This is a genomic window from Veillonella sp. CHU594 (assembly GCF_003992265.1).
Classification (GTDB): Bacteria; Bacillota; Negativicutes; order Veillonellales; family Veillonellaceae; genus F0422.
Genome location: NZ_RQVB01000003.1, coordinates 145,843 through 161,340, shown reverse-complemented (window position 1 = coordinate 161,340; position 15,498 = coordinate 145,843). Strand labels below are relative to the sequence as shown.

General features: G+C 41.1%; 20 protein-coding genes and 1 pseudogene. All 21 read left to right on the top strand.

All coding sequences use genetic code 11. The annotated features are described in order from the left end of the window. Positions 1–145 precede the first annotated feature (145 nt). The 21 genes and pseudogenes from EO111_RS02520 (at position 146) to EO111_RS02435 (ending at position 15,486) form a co-directional block, all read left to right on the top strand. Positions 146–343, top strand: coding sequence for a hypothetical protein (locus EO111_RS02520; protein ID WP_127010508.1), 198 nt, complete (start codon positions 146–148; stop codon positions 341–343). Positions 344–362: 19 nt separating this feature from the next. Continuing rightward, positions 363–593 carry a hypothetical protein gene (locus EO111_RS02515; protein WP_206168932.1) on the top strand — a complete coding sequence of 77 codons (231 nt, stop codon included), beginning with the start codon at positions 363–365 and terminating at the stop codon, positions 591–593. Then, positions 590–1,321: a ParB N-terminal domain-containing protein gene (locus tag EO111_RS02510; protein WP_127010505.1), complete on the top strand. Its 732-nt coding sequence runs from the start codon at positions 590–592 to the stop codon at positions 1,319–1,321. The genes EO111_RS02515 and EO111_RS02510 overlap by 4 nt, the downstream gene beginning before the upstream one ends. Further along, positions 1,314–2,180 carry a hypothetical protein gene (locus EO111_RS02505; protein WP_127010503.1) on the top strand — a complete coding sequence of 289 codons (867 nt, stop codon included), beginning with the start codon at positions 1,314–1,316 and terminating at the stop codon, positions 2,178–2,180. Before EO111_RS02510 ends, EO111_RS02505 begins: the two co-directional genes overlap by 8 nt. Further along, positions 2,143–2,544 (top strand): hypothetical protein, encoded by a 402-nt coding sequence (locus EO111_RS02500; protein ID WP_240642227.1) that lies wholly within the window; start codon positions 2,143–2,145, stop codon positions 2,542–2,544. Before EO111_RS02505 ends, EO111_RS02500 begins: the two co-directional genes overlap by 38 nt. A 249-nt stretch (positions 2,545–2,793) precedes the next feature. Next, positions 2,794–3,360: pseudogene (locus EO111_RS08420) on the top strand (terminase large subunit domain-containing protein); the annotation flags it as partial. Positions 3,361–3,366: 6 nt separating this feature from the next. Further along, positions 3,367–3,978 (top strand): phage terminase large subunit, encoded by a 612-nt coding sequence (terL, locus tag EO111_RS08415; protein ID WP_371413120.1) that lies wholly within the window; start codon positions 3,367–3,369, stop codon positions 3,976–3,978. Positions 3,979–3,989: 11 nt separating this feature from the next. Continuing rightward, entirely contained in the window at positions 3,990–5,435 is a 1,446-nt protein-coding gene (locus tag EO111_RS02490) for a hypothetical protein (RefSeq protein WP_127010501.1), read from the top strand. Then, the gene (locus tag EO111_RS02485; RefSeq protein ID WP_127010499.1) at positions 5,398–7,230 is read left to right on the top strand and encodes a hypothetical protein; all 1,833 of its coding nucleotides are present in this window, start codon (positions 5,398–5,400) and stop codon (positions 7,228–7,230) included. The genes EO111_RS02490 and EO111_RS02485 overlap by 38 nt, the downstream gene beginning before the upstream one ends. Position 7,231: 1 nt before the next feature. Then, positions 7,232–7,405, top strand: coding sequence for a hypothetical protein (locus tag EO111_RS08280; protein ID WP_164727585.1), 174 nt, complete (start codon positions 7,232–7,234; stop codon positions 7,403–7,405). A 220-nt stretch (positions 7,406–7,625) separates the two neighbouring features. After that, positions 7,626–7,775 carry a hypothetical protein gene (locus tag EO111_RS08275; RefSeq protein ID WP_164727584.1) on the top strand — a complete coding sequence of 50 codons (150 nt, stop codon included), beginning with the start codon at positions 7,626–7,628 and terminating at the stop codon, positions 7,773–7,775. 140 nt (positions 7,776–7,915) lie between these two features. Beyond that, on the top strand, positions 7,916–8,533 hold the full coding sequence (locus EO111_RS02480) for a hypothetical protein (RefSeq protein ID WP_127010498.1): 618 nt from the start codon (positions 7,916–7,918) through the stop codon (positions 8,531–8,533). 19 nt (positions 8,534–8,552) lie between these two features. After that, on the top strand, positions 8,553–9,512 hold the full coding sequence (locus EO111_RS02475) for a major capsid protein (RefSeq protein ID WP_127010496.1): 960 nt from the start codon (positions 8,553–8,555) through the stop codon (positions 9,510–9,512). 10 nt (positions 9,513–9,522) lie between these two features. Next, the gene (locus EO111_RS02470) at positions 9,523–9,762 is read left to right on the top strand and encodes a hypothetical protein (protein ID WP_127010494.1); all 240 of its coding nucleotides are present in this window, start codon (positions 9,523–9,525) and stop codon (positions 9,760–9,762) included. Next, entirely contained in the window at positions 9,755–10,219 is a 465-nt protein-coding gene (locus tag EO111_RS02465) for an HK97 gp10 family phage protein (RefSeq protein WP_127010492.1), read from the top strand. The genes EO111_RS02470 and EO111_RS02465 overlap by 8 nt, the downstream gene beginning before the upstream one ends. Continuing rightward, a complete protein-coding gene (locus EO111_RS02460) occupies positions 10,176–10,601 on the top strand; it encodes a hypothetical protein (RefSeq protein WP_127010490.1) in 426 nt (141 codons plus the stop codon). Before EO111_RS02465 ends, EO111_RS02460 begins: the two co-directional genes overlap by 44 nt. A gap of 1 nt (position 10,602) precedes the next feature. Then, on the top strand, positions 10,603–11,070 hold the full coding sequence (locus tag EO111_RS02455; protein WP_127010488.1) for a hypothetical protein: 468 nt from the start codon (positions 10,603–10,605) through the stop codon (positions 11,068–11,070). Positions 11,071–11,089: 19 nt separating this feature from the next. Continuing rightward, on the top strand, positions 11,090–11,584 hold the full coding sequence (locus EO111_RS02450; RefSeq protein WP_127010486.1) for a phage tail tube protein: 495 nt from the start codon (positions 11,090–11,092) through the stop codon (positions 11,582–11,584). Between the two features lie 10 nt (positions 11,585–11,594). After that, positions 11,595–11,984, top strand: coding sequence for a hypothetical protein (locus EO111_RS02445; RefSeq protein WP_127010484.1), 390 nt, complete (start codon positions 11,595–11,597; stop codon positions 11,982–11,984). Positions 11,985–12,127: 143 nt separating this feature from the next. Continuing rightward, positions 12,128–12,319 (top strand): hypothetical protein, encoded by a 192-nt coding sequence (locus tag EO111_RS02440; RefSeq protein ID WP_127447747.1) that lies wholly within the window; start codon positions 12,128–12,130, stop codon positions 12,317–12,319. A 2-nt stretch (positions 12,320–12,321) separates the two neighbouring features. Beyond that, positions 12,322–15,486 carry a tape measure protein gene (locus EO111_RS02435; protein ID WP_127010480.1) on the top strand — a complete coding sequence of 1,055 codons (3,165 nt, stop codon included), beginning with the start codon at positions 12,322–12,324 and terminating at the stop codon, positions 15,484–15,486. Positions 15,487–15,498 lie beyond the last annotated feature (12 nt).

The following is a 15,498-nucleotide window of genomic DNA, read 5'->3' as shown; positions in this document are numbered from 1 at the left end:
ATGAAAACAAGAACAAAAAAATTATTATTGTTGGCATTGGCTATTGTTTCATTTGTATCTAATCTTTATTCGGGGATGAATTGGAGCTCATGGATTAATGGTGCATTCATTGGTTACCTTTATAAAATGTGGTTAGGTGATAAGAATGCCTAGAGGTGGAGTACGAGAAGGTGCAGGTCGCAAGGTCGGATGGCGTAAAGGGTATAGCGAGGCTAGACAAGGTCACCAATTGCGATTACATGAAGATGAATGGCAAGTAGTGAAAGCCTTTTCTACACTAGTCAAGAAAGATATAGACAAGGCAAGGCAAAAGCTAGAAGAATTACAAGAAGAAATGAAATAATGTACAAGGACGCTTAGAAATGGGCGTCCTTTTGTATTGCATGAAAGGTGGTGAGGGTTTGACAAAAATAGCGTGTTGCAAGAAACAATGCTTGAATAATAAGCATGGCGTGTGTACTGCTAGCGACATCGTATATGATGGCCGTTGTCAGACTTTCACAACGCCTAATGATAGCATGCGTGCAGATGTGCATATGGTATATCGTGTGCATGGAAAGATTAAATCGAAGAAAGGGCAGATATTGCGATGAATATTGTAGAATTAAGCATTCATGATCTAGTGCCGTATGAGAACAACCCACGGAATAATATAGAGGCTGTTGAGTATGTGGCAAATAGTATCGAGAAATTCGGATTCAAAGTGCCAATCGTGGTAGATACAAATAATGTGATTGTCGCAGGGCATACACGGTACATGGCAAGTAAGAGGTTAGGACTGGAGACAGTGCCATGTATTGTAGCAGATGATTTGACGGAAGAGCAAATAAAAGCATTCCGTTTGGCTGATAACAAAGTATCAGAGATTGCTACATGGGATGATGAATTATTAGCGATTGAGTTAAGCGATATTGTCGATATAGATATGTCCGACTTTGGTTTTGTTGATTTATCGGACGTTGTCGCTGAAAGTGACGATACATATACAACCGACATAAATATTCCTCAATATGAACCTACTGGGGAGAACGTAGCATTGGGTGCTTGTCTTGATGACAGTAAAACAGAGTCACTACTTATGGAGATAGAGAATAGCAATTTATCTGCAGAAGAAAAAGATTTTTTGCGAAAAGCTGCACAACGTCACAATGTATTTAATTACAAAAACATTGCCAACTACTATGCGAATGCTAGTGAGGAAATGCAGGAGCTTATGGAGCGGTCAGCTTTGGTCATTATTGACTACGAGGACGCAATCCGCAATGGATATGTGCAACTATCGAGTAGCTTAGAGACGATATTAGGTGAGGACAATGAATGAGAAATTTGCGGTATTCATATTAAGCCATGGACGACCAAACAACATAATCACACTTAATACACTCAAAAAATGTGGGTACACTGGAGAATGGTATATCGTGATAGACAACGAGGATGATACAGCCGAGGAATATTACAAAAACTTTGGTCGAGAACGAGTGATTATGTTTGACAAGTTAGCAGTAGCACAAACATTCGATACTGCTGATACGTTTGAAGATAGACGAACTATCGTATATGCAAGAAATGCTTGTTTTGAGATTGCCAAAAAGTTAGGCATAAAATATTTCTTGGAGTTAGACGATGACTATACAGGATTTATGCACCGATATATTGACGGTGACAAGCTAAGAAGTATATCGACTAAAAACCTTGATAAGGTATTCGACATGATGATTAAATTCATGAATGATACAGGTGCAATCACAGTGGCATTTGCACAAGGCGGTGACTTAATCGGTGGAGTGAGCAATAAAAACTTCCATAAGAAAGTATTAAGAAAAGCGATGAATAGTTTTTTCTGTGATGTAGACAAGCCGTTTCAATTCTTAGGCAGAGTGAATGAGGATGTAAACACATACACTCTATTAGGACAACAGGGCAAACTCATTATGAGTATTAGCGAATTCATGCTGAATCAAAAGCAAACCCAATCTAATGCAGGAGGGATGACATCCACATATTTGGATAATGGGACGTATGTAAAATCATTCTATAGTGTGATGTATTCACCATCATGTGTGCGTGTAGCTACGATGGGCGATAAACATATGAGGTTACATCATCAAGTGAACTGGGATACATGTACACCAAAGATATTGAATGAGAAATACAAGAAAGGGGGCGAACGCAGTGGCTAAAATGGGGCGACCGCCTAAGAAGATAGACCAACAACAATTCGAGGGGATGTGCCAAATACAGGCTACGCAAGAAGAAATATGCCTTGTATTGGGGATAACGGATAAGACGTTAAATACATGGTGTCGTAAAACATATGGCACAACATTTTCCGAAATTTTCAAACAAAAGCGAGAACTGGGAAAGATTAGCTTACGAAGAAAACAGTGGAAACTAGCAGAAAAAAATGCAACGATGGCCATATTCCTTGGTAAACAGTATTTGGGCCAACGAGATTATAGCGAAGTCGAGGTAAAAGCCGATATCAACAACCCATTTGATGGGGTGAGTACCGAAGATATTAAGAAGTTGATAGGCGAGGCGTAATCATTTATATATTGTTGCCAAAGAATGGGGGTGAGTTGGATGCAAGTTGATGACAGAATCATAAGACAGGGACGAATTGAGTTAGCAAGGCGAGAGTTTTTTTATTTTTGCAATTTGTTAGCACCCGACTTTTACAAAAAGGAAAGAATGTATCTAGTGGAGTTGTGCAAGGATCTGCAGGAGTTCTATGAAAGTAATAAAAAGGTGTTGATTATTAACTTGCCTCCATAGCTTAGGCACGGAAAAAGTAGAACTGCTCAAATGCTAGTCAAGTGGATACTAGGTACACATCCGCATGAAAAGATAATGACAGGGAGTTATAACACCACCTTATCTACAATGTTTGCAAAGAATGTTAGAAATGATATTCAGATGATTAAGGCGGACAAAGATGTAATCGTATACAGTGACATATTCCCTAACACACGCATAAAACGTGGTGATGGCAGCATGGACATGTGGAGTTTAGAGGGTGGTTATAACAGCTATCTTGCAACATCTCCTAGTGGTACTGCTACAGGCTTTGGTGCTAGCTTACTGATACTAGATGACATCATAAAGAATGCGGAAGAGGCTTATAACGAGAATGTAAAGGCTAAGCATTGGGATTGGTTCACTAATACGATGTTATCGAGGTTAGAAGAGGGTGGTAAGATAATAATCATCATGACACGATGGGCTAGTGATGACTTAGCAGGGCGAGCGATTGAACACTTTGGAGAACGTGCCAAGGTGATTACGATGAAAGCCTTGCAGGACGATGGCACGATGTTATGCGATGAAGTATTAAGCCTACAATCATACCGAGATAAAGTATCGGCTATGGGTGAAGATATCGCCAGTGCGAACTATCAACAGATACCGATTGACCTCAAAGGGTGCTTATATAGTGGGTTTAAAACGTATGATAAGTTACCACCGCTTGAAATGATTAAAACCTACACGGATACTGCAGACCAAGGGTCAGATTACCTATGTAGCATTACCTATGGCGTATATAAGAACGAGGCATACATTCTTGATGTGATTTATACCAAAGAATCAATGGAGATTACCGAACCACAGGTAGCAAGGGCAATTTATGACTATAATGTGGCGATTGCTGACATTGAAAGCAATGGCGGTGGCCGTGGATTTGCTCGAAGTATAAGGCGAATACTGGAGCAAGTTTACAACAGTAACCGTACAAAGATAGTAGCTTTCCACCAATCCAAGAACAAGGAAAGCCGTATATTATCGCAGGCAACATGGGTTATGGATCACATCTATATGCCTATAGATTGGCAGGGGCGATGGAAAGACTTTGCCAAGGCAATACTACGCTTTCAACGAGAGGGCAAGAATGAAAATGATGACGCACCAGACGCATTGACAGGGGTTGCAGAGAAGATTAATGCACCTACATTGCGTAGTGGTCGAGTTAACTTATATTAAGGGGTGAGATAATGGCAGACAGAGTACAGGAGCAATCAGTCAAAATAGATGAATATACACTGCTCCGAGATGCCTATCATGGTAACGGTATATTTAGCTATGGCAAGGGCATACAACAGCATGCTAGGGAAAGCGTAGAGAATTATATCAAGCGTCAATCTTTGGCTTATTATTGGAATTATACAAGGCCAGTGGTCGATGCCACGGTAGACCCGATATTCAAAGATGAAATCAAGCGAGATTGGAAACAAAACAAATTATTCCCACTATTCCTTGAGAACGCAGACCACGCAGGAACACGGCTACAGGAATACATGAGACGTGTGGCAGTTATGGCTAAGCTATATGGGGTTGTGTATGTGTTAGTGAATAATACAGAGAATCTAGCTACAACTTTACAAGGGAATATTACGAATGAGAATTATCCATTCGTTACAGAGATATTGCCTAACGATGTGGTGTCTTGGAAGTTGGATGAAAACGGAGCAATCCTTGAATTTGTATTCCGCCAAGTCGGTGAGTTTACAGAGGCAGGTAAGCAGTACATCTACCATCGATGGGATAGAGAAACATGGTCGACGCATAAGACACAAACCATGAATGCTGACGATGTGATACATCAAGGTGTGCATGGTTTGGGTGTAGTACCTATCGTGCAATGGTTCGGACGTGCTACACCTCCGAATGTAATTAAACCTCCGAGCGAGTTCATTAGTATTGCTCAGACTAACTATTCACTATATCAACTGTGCTCATGGCATACGCAGTTATTGGTTGACCAAGCATTTAGTATTCTGACATACCCCGATGATGGGAATATGACGGATAATTTGACGATAGGTACGGATAACTTATTAGCATATCCTGCTGAGAGTTCTAAAGCACCTGCTTTCATTTCTCCTGATGCCTCACCTGCTAATATGCTAACGAATCAAATGGACAGACATATTCAAGAAATATACAGAATGAGTGGCATGGATAGTGTAGTGGGCGTTCAATCTGCTAAGAGTGGTGTTGCTAAGCAATGGGATTTCCAACGAATTAATCAACGATTGGCAGACTTTGCCGTTCAATGTGAGAGTACTGAACGAAAGATAGTACAATTATTTGAGTTATGGACAGGCGAAACGACCGATTTCACGTGCGAATATCCACGTGATTTTAGTATCAATGATGTAACTGAATCACTAGGGCAAGCACAATCTGCAATTGATTTGAACCTTGGATCCAATGCGTTTACTGTAGAGGTGGCCAAGAAAGTATTAGAGGCGTACATGCCTAATATCGAACCCGATATATACGATACAATCGTGAAAGAGGTCGAAGAAAGCACAGCTCAAGCTAAGCAAGATAGCGAGTACAGTAATTTATTGAACCATGCTAGTATGTTGCAAGCATTAGGCGGAGATGACGAGGACGATGGACAAGACGAGTCAGAAAATAGACACCTTAATTAGTGGGTTCAAGAGCGTTGTTGCATATCTGCTGACACAAGGATTTGATGTAGATAGTGCGATAGAACAAGCCTATCAACTATACCCAGTCATGGATGGCATGAAAGAGTCGATAGTCGATGATATGGTGAAAGGCTTTATGAGCGGTTACATCAATGCAGGGGTGGCGGTAGGGGTCGATACTGGTAGCATTCCATATTCCAGTGAATCCATATCTACCGCTATGCAACGAGCATGGGCAAAAGATAATTTGAACCTATCTACACGGCTACACAGTAGAGGGAAAGCTGTACGCAAGGAAGTAGGCGACATACTCAAGGCAACCATTGGCAAGGGTAACACTAACAAGAAGATAGCTAGCGAACTATTCAACCGAGGTGTGATTGATACAGCTGACTTGCCACAATTCATGGATCAAGTGGCAAAACTCCCCATAGAAACTAGTGCAGAGGAAAAACGAAAGCTATTACGCAAAGTACAAAGGCAAGTAAGCAAGCGAACCACAGCAGGATTGAGGGCAGGATATAGCGAGGTCATAAAAGCCGTAGAGAGTGACAACCAACAAAAGCTAGATAAGGCGATAGAGATTGCGACCGAAGAAAAGACACGATACCATGCCGAGAGGATAGCACGGACAGAGACCGCAAGGGCATATGCTGATGGTCAAGTATCTAGGTATAAAGATGATGATGACATAGTCGCCTTTCAATGGAAGTTAGGAACTAGACATCCAGTATTTGATATTTGCGACTTTTACGCAAATGCAGACCTTTATGGCATGGGTAAGGGTGTTTACCCTAAAGATAAAGTGCCTACATTGCCAGCACATCCGCATTGTATGTGTAGGCTCAAGCCTATCGTTGATGGTATGATTGATAATTCTATACATAAGGAGAATATCAATGATGGTGGCATGGATCTATTGAAATCCTTATCAGTGAAAGAGCAAGAAAGATTGCTAGGCGTACACGGTCGAGTAGCGGTGCTAGAGGGCAAGGCACGGTGGCAAGACCATTTGCGAGGGTGGGATAATGGAAAGTTCGAGGTAAGGACACCGAAAAGAGACTATAAACGCTTGAAAGAGGGCGTTAAAGGTGTTAGACTGAAACTAGAAGAGCAAATATTGCCTAAAGAATATTCGTTCAAAGATAGAAATGAGATGAACCATTATCTAAAAGAACGATTTGGAGTTGGATTTGAAGATAAAGATTTGAAAAAAGTAAAGCCAGAAACCATAATGGCTAATATCGCTCATTTAATGAAATTAGAAGATGAGTTCAATGCTATTGGCAATTACATTAAAAGTGGCGGTAATTGGTCATACACTGCTGATGGCAACATGAGTAGAAAAGCGGTAGCATGTGTTTTTTGGACCAGTACGTATGACAAAAAATTCTTCGAAATGGGATTGAATTTAACACCTAAGTATTTCAAAATATCAATTGATGAAGTTAAGAGTTTAGTACAACGCAACGAAAAAGCGAATTGGTGGATGAAGTCGGACGAAGATAAAGCTCATTTGCAAACGATTACACATGAATATGGTCATATTATCCATAATCAGTGGATGAACAAGACGGGCGGTGATATAACCCGTGAAGTGCAAAAATTAATTAAACAACAAGCGACTGTAGATGGCATTGAGTATTCTGATGTGTTGGAAAAGTATGTTAGCCGATATGGGCAAAAAAATGAAAGAGAGACATTCGCAGAGTTATTTGCACATGCTATGTTATGTAGCGAGCCTAATCCATTGGCATTACGTTTGAAAGAATGGATCAATAAGGAGATGAAATAACATGATGGACATGCCGTATTTTTTAGAAAATGAAGAATGGTATAAGGAATACAGAGATGAAAGAGGGCGATTGAAGTTTAAACTAACAGACAAAGCACCTCAAAAGGCTGTTGATTCGTATAATGAGTATTACAAAGATTTGAAATACGCAGAAGAAAACAATATCAATTTATAACCACTTGCATTAGTAAGTGGTTTTTTCATGCAAAAAATTAAGGAGGAATAATGAAAGCGTTGTTACTTACTCAAATATTGTTTATATGCTTGCAAAACGGTGGATATACGCAAATGCCGTGGTACATATTATTTGCACCACTCTACATAGGGTTAGCGATTGGAGTATTGGGGCTAATATGCTTGTTATGTGGAGCAGTAATAGCATATAAGGAGAACAAATGATGGGATACATTGCGTTTATGCTTTATGCCACATGGATTATGGCATTCATCGTGTTGTTGATGTTGCTATACGCTTGCGTTGTCGAATGGAAAGAAGATAGAGACGAGCGAAAGCGACAGGAATGGTTAAATAAATATACAAGGTAATTAGCACTCTAGGCACTAGCCTATGGGTGCTTTAATATTGCCATTTTGGTATTGTTGGGCGAAAACTAACAAGACTGTAGGCGTGAGGTGTGGCTCACGAAAAACAAGCGAATCGTGAATTTAAGAAAAGGAGTTAAGCGATGACAAAAGAAGAATTAAAAGCACTAGGATTAACGGATGAACAAGCAGAAGCAGTGGTTGCAGATTATGGCAAGAATTACGTAAGTAAACCACAATTCAATGCTCAATTACAATCGTTGAAAGACGAAAAGAAGAAAGTCGAAGAATTAACGGAAATGCAGAACGATTTAAAAACTAAGTTAGAGGGCTTTACATCTGCTGGTGCGAATAGTGGTGCTGATATTGCCAAGTTACAAAATGATTTGAAGAAATTACAGCAACAGTACGAGGACGCAGAGAAAGCAAGACAAGAAGAACAGGATAAGCGGGTGCAGTCCGAGATTACAACGCAAGTAGTCGATGCCTTGAGTAAACATAACGCAGTGGATCCGAACACCCTAGCACAATTAATCATTCCAAAAGTAACTGTAGGGGAAGATGGTGCATATTCTTATACAGATGATAAGGGTAATGCACATTCTATCGCTGATGGTACTAAATCATGGCTTGATGGCAATGCGTGGGCCGTTAAAAGCACGCAAAAAGCAGGTAGTGGTCACAATCGAGGAAATAATGACGGTGGCCAACCTATGGGGTTAAGAGCGTCAATTGCGAATGCGATTGGGGTTCAAGAGTAATTAATTAAAGGAGAACAAAATGGCAGTTACATTAGTTGAGGCAAAAAAGAACGTGCAAGATGATTTGCAGATTGGGATTATTGACGAATTCCGAAAATCCAATTTCTTATGGGATACTTTGACATTCGATGATGTGGTATCCCCTACAGGTGGTGGAGCAACGTTGACGTATGCATACACACGTTTATTGACACAACCTACGGCGTCCTTCCGCGAAATCAATCACGAGTACACACCACAAGAAGTAACACGCCAAAAATTCACTGCTGATTTGGCAGTATTTGGTGGAGCATTCGAAATCGACCGTATCATTGCCAATATGGGCGGTATTGTTGATGAGGTGCAATTGCAGTTACAACAAAAGATTAAGGCAGCATCTGCATTATTTAATGAAACAGTAATCAATGGTGATTCTGCATTAGGTACACATGCGTTTGACGGCTTAGAGAAAGCATTGAAAGGATCTTCCACAGAGATTAATGCAACAGGGCAAGCGATTGATTTATCTACGTCTGACAAAGTAACAGAGAATGCGGTTAAATTCTTAGACCAATTAGATGAGTTTTTATCTGCATTAGATGGTCGCCCAGGTGCATTGATGGGTAATTCTAAATTAATCAACAAAATTAAAGCAGTAGCACGCCGTACATCTATGTATACGCAAACGGATGACGCATTTGGTCGTCAAGTATCTACATATGATGGTATTCCATTGATTGATTTGGGAGAGAAAGCTGGATCTAACGAAGATGTCGTACCAACTAAAGCAGGCGATGGCACTACATCTTTATATGCGGTACGTTTTGGCTTAGATGGATTTCACGCCGTTTCTATGGCAGGTCAAGCACCAGTACGCACATGGTTGCCAGACTTCAAAACAGCAGGGGCGGTAAAACGTGGCGAGGTTGAGATGGTCGCAGCTGTTGCATTGAAAGCGACTAAGTCCGCAGGCGTATTACGCAATATCAAAGTTAAATAGGAGGTAATTCATGGCTAAAGTATATGCACCATTAGAAGGTTACAACGGCATTTCTGCGTCTGTAGAGTTCGTGAATGGCGTTGGTGAAACAGATAACGAAAACCTTTTAGAATGGTTTGAAGAAAAAGGCTACACAGTAGAACGGGATGAAAAGCCGAAACGTGTAAAAAAAGCTAAAGAAGCAACCGAAGAAACATCTGAGGGAGCAACTGAGGAAGTAGCCGAAGAAGTAGCTGAGGGTAATGAGTAACGGTAATGCGATATTTCAAAAGCGATTACGTCAAGCAATAAAGGCTAGTGCTATTGAAGTGCAGGACGAGGCACAGACCAATCATAGGTTTATAAGTAGAACAGGGCAATTGGAGCGTTCTATTGACGTAAAGTTTAACGAAAATAGTGGTATCGTGTACATTGATTCGCAATCAGCACCGCATGGGCCATTTGTTCATGAGGGAACGATGGCTCATGATATCTTCCCTAAAAACAAAAAAGCATTACGATGGGCACCACAAGGAGGCGGTGCCTTTCAATTTGCAAGGGTAGTACATCATAAGGGAACGAAAGCAGATCCATTCTTGTTTAATGCATTGAAAAATAAGAAAGATGACATACGCAATATATTTGCCAAATACACGAAAACGGCATTGAAAGAGGTGATTAGCAATGAACTCAGAGACGAATACAGCTATTCAGTCAACATTAAATAATGACATATACGAAAGCATACGACTAGGCGATGAACTGGTAGGGCGTGAAGTCTCCGAGGATATTATGACTAAAGCCTATGAATGGTTATTTTATTTTGCAAATAAATTGGGAGTAGAGCGAGAGGGTATCGCCTACTCCTTTATTGTGCGTGAATTATTGGCCATGTATGCGTATCGTGAGGTTTGTATCAAAAAGGGGTATGGAGCGATTGGCACACCGTACCGAGGACAGAATGGGGATGACCATTACACGAATAAATCCAAGACATATGACGCACGCATTAAGCAGTTAGAGTCAAAACTCACTGCCGAAGATTTAACAGGCGACAATACTAGTGGTAAACGGTCGAATTACCGCACGATTCGCATATTTAGGGGGTAACATGTGGTACGAAACACTAAAGGCTCTTAAACGAGCTATAAATGAGGTTAATTCCAATGTTGATGTATCCCTTGGAGCAATTTCACCGCAACACTTAAATGTGGGAATTGGTGGACATGTAGTCCTTATGCGTGGCGATGAGGCGTTGGGGAATGCTATGGATACTAAAGTACTTGATGTAACGGTGTATTTAGAGGCATGGGTTCGTGAAGATAGTCCCAAATTAGAATATGGTTATGCCAGCTTATCTGAGTTAGAAACAACGGTAGACAAGGCACTCACCCTATTAAGGGATAGAGTAACTAGGCTAGATAAACACTATTGTGTGTTGGATGACAAATATCAATTGATGGATCTAGTCGTAGAACGAAGAATTGGCGATGCTGACAGTATACGACCACATGTAGGCAGTCAATACACGATACGGTGCAAGCTATATTCATTAATTGATGATTTAGATATTTGGTGATTAATTAAAGGAGAACAACATGGCTGATGAAGGAGTAACAACAGCAACAACAGTAACAAAGAAAAAAGCGTTAGCACCTGCTAAAACGCAAGCAATGCCTACGGTAGGCAAAAATTATTTTATTTACGTTAATGTAGGAACGAATGAAACTACAGGGGCTGAATGGTTGCTAGTCGGTGGACAACGGGGCACCACATTGTCACGTAAGGCAGATTCTATTGACGCATCTCATAAAGGCAGTGGTGGGTGGAAATCTACATTGCAAGGTTTGAAAGAGTGGTCAATTGATTTGGATACATTGGTAATGCCAAATGATGATGGATTGCAAGTACTCAATCAAGCATTCCTTGATGACCAGCTAGTTAATGTAAAATTTGAGTATCCTAATAAGTCTTATATGACTGGTTGGGCGTCTATTACGGAATTATCTTTAGAAACTCCGCATGATGATGTGGCAACTCATAAAGGCTCATTGAATGGCGTGGGTCCGTTATCTGAATTGAAACAAGCATAGGAGATTTTAGATGAAAGTATTATCTTGCAACTATTTTGGCACAAATGAAACAATCTATTTCAATGTTAAGCGTTTGGCGGAGTTAGAGACGGCGATTAATAAGCCTATAATGAGTATGATGTCAACAGGAAACTTATCATTGTTTGACATGATTCAGATATACACCATTGGCATGCAACATATCGACAATGGCAGACGTACACAAGACTTTTACGAAGAAAAAATACAAGAATTGATTGATTCAGACGAATATGAGTTAAACGACTTTATTCAAACGGCTGTAAAAGTATTGCTTGCTAGTGGCGTGTTTGGTAAAAAAGCCTATTATGGTGCATTCCCTAACGAGGTAACGCCTACGGTAGAAAAGAAAATCGCTGAGGAAGAAGAAACAAAAAACTAGAGGGGGGAGATAACACTCCCCTATCTATATTTGAATGGATAGAACGAGTCAAGCCAATCTGTTATGGTTTTTTACGAATGAGTCCGAGGGAGCTAGATGAACTAGTTCCCTTTGATTTCGTGGATCTAGTCGAGGCACATAAGATGGCGACTAAGACGCAAGATGTAAAAGACGCCTACTATGCGTGCATGATTACTAACGTGCAGATTGCAAAAGGTAAGCACATCAAGGTTCAAGATGTGGTAGAAACGTTCCATCCAGTAACACGAATAGACAGGAAACGAGAAGAACAGCGATTCATTGAAGAATGGACAACTGCAGGGGGTGAGATTTAATAATGCGTGAAGAAATTAAGGTCATAATTGGTGGTAATAGCGAGGGTGCTCAACAAGCCATCCAAGAGGTAGGTAATAAAGCCGAAAGTGTCCTAGGGAAACGCATGGGGTCGATAGTCTCAAAAGCCTTTAGTGCGTTACCAATGGCGGGCATGGTCGCAGGTGTTGCACTGGTTGGCCAAGAGGTGCTAGAGGTAGGAGCAAAAGCCACTGCTGTTAGTGATAAGTTTGCATCCATCAAGGCACGTATTAATTTAATCAATGACGGCTCACAGTCTACGGCTAGCATTATGGACAAAGTATATCAAGCCTCAGAAAGAACAAGAGGTTCATACACTGACATGCTTGATAGCGTGGCTAAGCTGAACATGTTGGCAAAAGATAGCTTTACATCGAATGATGAGGCGATTCGATTCGTTGAACAATTAAATATGCAGTTCAAACTATCAGGAGCTAATGTTAATGAAATTAGTTCTGCCGTAACTCAGTTAACGCAAGCAATGGCCGCAGGTCGCTTACAAGGCGATGAATTTAATTCAGTTATGGAGAATGCTCCAATGTTGGCACAAGCAATATCGCAAGAAATGGGCGTGCCTATTGGTCAATTGAAAGAGTTAGGTTCAGAGGGTGCAATTACTGCTGAGGTCATCAAGAATGCATTATTCAATAGTGCGGATGAGACACAAGCTAAGTTTAATGAAATGCCAATGACATTCCAAGAGGTGGGGCAACAATTATCGAATGCCATGTTCCAAGCATTTCAGCCTGTTATGGAAGAACTTTCATCAATGACTGCTAGTGAAGATTTCAAAACAGCCATAGATGGGATCGGAATTGCAATACAAGCGATGTCTATTGTTGCAACAGGAGCGATTGCATTAGTCAAAGTAGCATTTGCAGGCATTAAGGCGGTAATTAGTGGTACAGTGGCTCATATTAAAATGGTTGGCACTGTTTTAAAAGGCATATTTGGAGCACCGTCACAAGCGATACGAACCTTTGGCGTATTGTTGGTAGGCTTAGCAGGGTACTTGGTAGGCGTTCGAATTGCATCTATGGCGTTTGCTAGTGGATTAACAGTGCAAAAGGTAGCTATGATGGCTATGACGGCGGTAACCAAGGCAGGGCAATTGGCGACTATGGCATACAATGGCACGATTATGGCGTTGAAAGTAATCATGTTCGCCACAGGTTTTGCCATTATGGCGGTAGTAAAGCCTATGCAGTTTATGAAAGGCTTAATGGTTGCAGTTAGAAGTTCTACACTGGCAACAGCAGGGGCTCAAGGTATTCTTAACGCAGTAATGCGTATGAATCCTATTCCAATCCTTGTAGGTTTATTGGCAGTATTAGCGGCCGCTTTTATTGGTCCAAAGATTGCCACAGAGGGATTAGGGGCAACCATGAGTAGCATATGGAATAGCATTGTGCATACCGTCACATGGGCGATTAACCAAATCATTCGTTTTATCAACAAGCTAACTAGTGCATTCAATAGTGTTAGTGGAGTGATTAGCAAAGTACTTAATGTGGACATAGGCAAATTTGGAGAGATTAGCGAAATATCTGCTGACGATGCCGAGGGATTCGCTAACAAGACCCAAGAAGTATTCGGAGATATGGCGAGTGCTTTCACTGGAGGTGGTGGCACTACTACCGCAGAAACTGCAACAGAAAGCAGTGGCGGAGGTGGTGGCGGTGGATCCGCAGGCGGTGGAGGTTCGGACAATTCATTGCAACAAGCCATTGAGGAGGCTAAACGAGCCCATGAACAGATGACGGATTCATACCGCCAAATGTTTGGAACTAAAGTAGATGAGGTCGAGGCGTGGCGAAAGAAAGAACTTGAGGAATTAGACAAATCGAAAGCACAGAATGTGAATTACAATGAAGATTTGCGAATGCTCAATGAAATGTACGCTAAGAAACGAGAGCAAGCATTATATGAAGAGGCCAAGCGAGTTCGAGAAATCAAAAAAGAAATTAGTGATATGGACGTGGCTTTCAATATTAAAATTGCAACCACTGATTCCACTGGATCCGTTTCACCGTTCGAGAAATTGAACCAAGAACATGCAGAGGCAATGCGTGAGATTGCCAATAGACACCAAAAAATGAGTGATGATTTTGCTGAAAAGACGGATAGAGACAAGAAAGTATGGCTTGATTCGTTGAAAGAACAAAATATCGCTTATGAATTGTCCGAAGATGGACGAATTACGTATTCTGAACGCAAACGTCAAGAAGAGTTGGCACAGCTGGAGTTATTTAACAAAAAACGTGCTGAAATTGCAAGGACTGGTGCAGAAACAGAGTTTGCGATTCAAGAGGCGTTACGCACCCAAAACTTTGACGCTTTAAAAACTGCACTCACCGATGAATATGTAGAACAGCAAAATTCCTATGAAATGAAAAAAGACTTGATGAACCAATATATCGAGGCGGTGAAAGAGTCACATTTTTCATTACATGAAGTGATGGATAAATCAGTAATGGCAGGTATGAATACACTTAGTGATAGCATTAGTGGATTATTGCAAGGCACGGCCACATTATCGTCAGCTATCCAAAATTTAGGCAAAGCAATGCTTAAAGCGGTAGCGGATTATATTGCTAATTGGGCGGCACAATCTCTTAAAAGCTTAGTATTTGGACAGATGATACAAAAGAAACAAGAGGCAGCGAGTATTGCGTCTGCTAGTGCTCAAATTCCTTATTGGTCAAAATTGGCGTTACAAATGTCAATGGCTACAGCTGGAGCGAGTGCAACCGCAGGTATGACCGCTTATACTACTGCTACATCGGCAGGAACAGCAATGGGTGGTATGTTAGGCGGAAATTTCTTGACAGGTCGCATGGATTTTAGCGGTGGACAGATTCAACCAAAAATGAAGATGGCTACAGGTGGACTTGCATATGGTCGTACCTTTGCAGAAATTGGCGAGGGTCAATATCCCGAGGCGGTGTTACCGTTGTCGGATACTGTATTTAGTCGATTAGGCGAGGGTATTCGTGAGAATGGTGGAGGTAGCAACATTACATTGAATGTGAGTGCTATTGACGCTCATTCATTCGGTAGTTGGTTAGAACACACAGGCGGTAAGGTGTTACGACAATTCACGGCGAATACTGAACGTGAATTTGGTTCAGAAGTGGGGGTATGGTGATGACAAAATTGA

What these genes read in the sequence shown, in the direction of transcription:
- EO111_RS02520 (WP_127010508.1), top strand. Translation starts at nt 146, where the DNA reads ATGCCTAGAGGTGGAGTACGAGAAGGTGCAGGTCGCAAGGTCGGATGG.
- EO111_RS02515 (WP_206168932.1), top strand. Translation starts at nt 363, where the DNA reads ATGGGCGTCCTTTTGTATTGCATGAAAGGTGGTGAGGGTTTGACAAAA.
- EO111_RS02510 (WP_127010505.1), top strand. Translation starts at nt 590, where the DNA reads ATGAATATTGTAGAATTAAGCATTCATGATCTAGTGCCGTATGAGAAC.
- EO111_RS02505 (WP_127010503.1), top strand. Translation starts at nt 1,314, where the DNA reads ATGAATGAGAAATTTGCGGTATTCATATTAAGCCATGGACGACCAAAC.
- EO111_RS02500 (WP_240642227.1), top strand. Translation starts at nt 2,143, where the DNA reads ATGAGAAATACAAGAAAGGGGGCGAACGCAGTGGCTAAAATGGGGCGA.
- terL (WP_371413120.1), top strand. Translation starts at nt 3,367, where the DNA reads ATGGGTGAAGATATCGCCAGTGCGAACTATCAACAGATACCGATTGAC.
- EO111_RS02490 (WP_127010501.1), top strand. Translation starts at nt 3,990, where the DNA reads ATGGCAGACAGAGTACAGGAGCAATCAGTCAAAATAGATGAATATACA.
- EO111_RS02485 (WP_127010499.1), top strand. Translation starts at nt 5,398, where the DNA reads ATGGACAAGACGAGTCAGAAAATAGACACCTTAATTAGTGGGTTCAAG.
- EO111_RS08280 (WP_164727585.1), top strand. Translation starts at nt 7,232, where the DNA reads ATGATGGACATGCCGTATTTTTTAGAAAATGAAGAATGGTATAAGGAA.
- EO111_RS08275 (WP_164727584.1), top strand. Translation starts at nt 7,626, where the DNA reads ATGATGGGATACATTGCGTTTATGCTTTATGCCACATGGATTATGGCA.
- EO111_RS02480 (WP_127010498.1), top strand. Translation starts at nt 7,916, where the DNA reads ATGACAAAAGAAGAATTAAAAGCACTAGGATTAACGGATGAACAAGCA.
- EO111_RS02475 (WP_127010496.1), top strand. Translation starts at nt 8,553, where the DNA reads ATGGCAGTTACATTAGTTGAGGCAAAAAAGAACGTGCAAGATGATTTG.
- EO111_RS02470 (WP_127010494.1), top strand. Translation starts at nt 9,523, where the DNA reads ATGGCTAAAGTATATGCACCATTAGAAGGTTACAACGGCATTTCTGCG.
- EO111_RS02465 (WP_127010492.1), top strand. Translation starts at nt 9,755, where the DNA reads ATGAGTAACGGTAATGCGATATTTCAAAAGCGATTACGTCAAGCAATA.
- EO111_RS02460 (WP_127010490.1), top strand. Translation starts at nt 10,176, where the DNA reads ATGAACTCAGAGACGAATACAGCTATTCAGTCAACATTAAATAATGAC.
- EO111_RS02455 (WP_127010488.1), top strand. Translation starts at nt 10,603, where the DNA reads ATGTGGTACGAAACACTAAAGGCTCTTAAACGAGCTATAAATGAGGTT.
- EO111_RS02450 (WP_127010486.1), top strand. Translation starts at nt 11,090, where the DNA reads ATGGCTGATGAAGGAGTAACAACAGCAACAACAGTAACAAAGAAAAAA.
- EO111_RS02445 (WP_127010484.1), top strand. Translation starts at nt 11,595, where the DNA reads ATGAAAGTATTATCTTGCAACTATTTTGGCACAAATGAAACAATCTAT.
- EO111_RS02440 (WP_127447747.1), top strand. Translation starts at nt 12,128, where the DNA reads ATGGCGACTAAGACGCAAGATGTAAAAGACGCCTACTATGCGTGCATG.
- EO111_RS02435 (WP_127010480.1), top strand. Translation starts at nt 12,322, where the DNA reads ATGCGTGAAGAAATTAAGGTCATAATTGGTGGTAATAGCGAGGGTGCT.